Source organism: Streptomyces niphimycinicus, from assembly GCF_018883605.1.
Classification (GTDB): domain Bacteria; phylum Actinomycetota; class Actinomycetes; order Streptomycetales; family Streptomycetaceae; genus Streptomyces; species Streptomyces niphimycinicus.
The window spans coordinates 1-2,441 of sequence record NZ_JAHLEM010000199.1 but is presented as its reverse complement, the minus strand read 5'-3'; the positions used below and the strand labels follow the sequence as shown (position 1 = coordinate 2,441).

The following is a 2,441-nucleotide window of genomic DNA, read 5'->3' as shown; positions in this document are numbered from 1 at the left end:
GGGGGCGGAGGGGGCCGCGGGCGGGTCCGGCGGCGATCCGTGGATCGACGACTTCGCCCCGGCGTTCCCGCTCCAGCCGCCGCGCACCGGCCGCGAGCTGCTCGCCGACCATGTGACCGCCATGGTCTGCTGCGCCGCCGTGGACACCGCGGGCGCGGCCCCCGGCCTCGACTGGCTCGACGGGCCCGCGCTGCTCGTCGACGGGCGGCGGCGGGCCGATCTGGCCCATCCGGTGCTCAGCCTGGTGGAGGACGGGGACGACGGGCCGCTGCGCGCCTGGCTCGGCGAGGTGGGGGTTCGTCCGGAAAAGCCCGTCCGGCTGGTGTAGGCGCGGATACTGCGCCGGATCCGATCCTATGTCCAGCCTTGTCGCGCGTTCGGCGGCTGTTCCGGCAAATTAGCGACTATCGGTGACGGAGTGGGTGCGTAATGTGATGTGCTTGGACCGGTCGCTGTCCGCCCGGCCCACGAGTTCCGGCCCACCGGCCCGGACCGCCAGACCGGCCCCGCAGCCCGGCCCACAAGGCCGGATCCGCTGCGGTGCGGTGTGCGAGGACAGCGAGGCGAGGCGCCGCCGGGCACGCAGGGGAGGGGAACAATTGTGGGGACGGACCAGATCCGGCGCTGGGAGTCAGGAGCGCTCGCGCACGCGGTGACGGATCCTTTCGGCCAGGGCCCGCTGCCCTGGCTGCGCGACAGTGAGAACTACTTCGACGACACCGGGCGGGTGGTCCCGTGGTACGTCGACCATGTCCGGCAGTCCGGGGCCCACCCCGGGGCCATCGACCGGGCGGCGGGGCGGGTCCGTGCGAAGGGTCCCGGCAGGATCCCCGGCCCGCGCACCGCCGACGATGTCCACCGGCAGATCAAGGGCTTCCCCTCCGCCTCCGCGGCGGCCCCCGGCGAGGCCATCGACTTCCGGATCACGGTGGATCCGCCCCAGCAGTTCAGCGTGGACATCTACCGCATCGGCTACTACGACGGCGTCGGCGCGCTGAAGATCACCACCAGCCCCCGGCTGTCCGGGATCGTCCAGCCGTCCCCGCTCACCGCCGACCGCACCGTCTCCTGCCACCACTGGTGGCTGTCCTGGCGGCTTCAGATCCCCTCGTACTGGAAGCCCGGCGCCTATGTCGCGGTGCTGACCACCGTGGACGGCTACCGCAGCCATATCCCGTTCACCGTCCGCGACCCCCGCCCCGCCGATCTCCTCCTCGTCCTCCCCGACCTCACCTGGCAGGCGTACAACCTCTACCCGGAGGACGGCCGGACCGGCGCCAGCCTCTACCACGCCTGGGACGAGCGGGGAAAGCTGCTGGGCGAGTCGGAGGCGGCGATCACCGTCTCCTTCGACCGGCCGTACGCGGGCGCGGGGCTGCCCCTCCATGTGGGCCACGCCTACGACTTCATCCGCTGGGCCGAGCGCTACGGCTACGACCTGGCCTACGCCGAGACGAGCGATCTGCACGCGGGCCGGGTCGACCCCACCCGCCACCGGGGGCTGGTCTTCCCCGGCCACGACGAGTACTGGTCGGCGCCCATGCGCCGCACCGTGGAATCGGCCCGCGACAGCGGCACCTCGCTGGTCTTCCTCTCCGCCAACACCATGTACTGGCAGGTCGAGCTCACCGCCTCGCCCTCCGGCCCGGACCGGCTGCTGACCTGCCGCAAGCGCCGCGGCCCCGGCCGCTCGGCGCTGTGGCGCGAGACCGTGCCCGAACAGCAGTTGATCGGCATCCAGTACGCGGGCCGGGTGCCCGAGCCCAGCCCGCTGATCGTGCGCAACGCCGGCCACTGGCTGTGGGAGGCCACCGGCGCGGAGGAGGGCGATGAACTGCCCGGCCTGGTCGCGGGCGAGGCCGACCGCTACTTCCCGCGCACCGTCCTGCCCGAGCACCTCCGCCGCATCCTGCTGGCCCACTCGCCGTACGAGGACACGGAGGGGGTCGTCCGCCACCAGGAGACGTCCCTCTACCGCGCCCCGAGCGGCGCTCTGGTGTTCGCGTCGGGGACGTTCGCGTGGTCGCCCGCGTTGGACCGTCCGGGGCATACGGATGAGCGGATTCAGCGTGCGACGGCGAATCTGCTGGATCGGATCTGCAAGCGGGGGTGAGCCGGTGTCCGGCGAGCCACGTGGCGGAGCCGCGTAGCGACGCTTTCCCCTCCCCGCCCCTTCCCGAACCATGGGCTCCGCCCCTGGACCCCGGGGTCGACGGGACCGCCGGGCCCCGCGGCCCGCGCCCCGCCGCCGGGCACGGCGGCCCCTGGACCCCGGGGTCCACGGGTCGGCCGTCGCCCCCGTGCACACCTGTACCGGCGGGCTGATCGCCGTCGGCACACCGGCGCGGCGGATGACCGGGCGGCCACCCGCACGCATCCGGGTCGCCCGGCCGGGGGTCTGGGGCGGAGCCCCAGTTGAGGGAAGGGGCGGGGAGGGGAAA

General features: G+C 73.8%; 1 protein-coding gene and 1 pseudogene. Both read left to right on the top strand.

What is annotated here, in order from left to right:
• Positions 1–328: pseudogene (locus tag KN815_RS19180) on the top strand (hypothetical protein); the annotation flags it as partial.
• A gap of 273 nt (positions 329–601) precedes the next feature.
• Positions 602–2,113, top strand: coding sequence for a N,N-dimethylformamidase beta subunit family domain-containing protein (locus tag KN815_RS19175; RefSeq protein ID WP_216343172.1), 1,512 nt, complete (start codon positions 602–604; stop codon positions 2,111–2,113).
• Positions 2,114–2,441 lie beyond the last annotated feature (328 nt).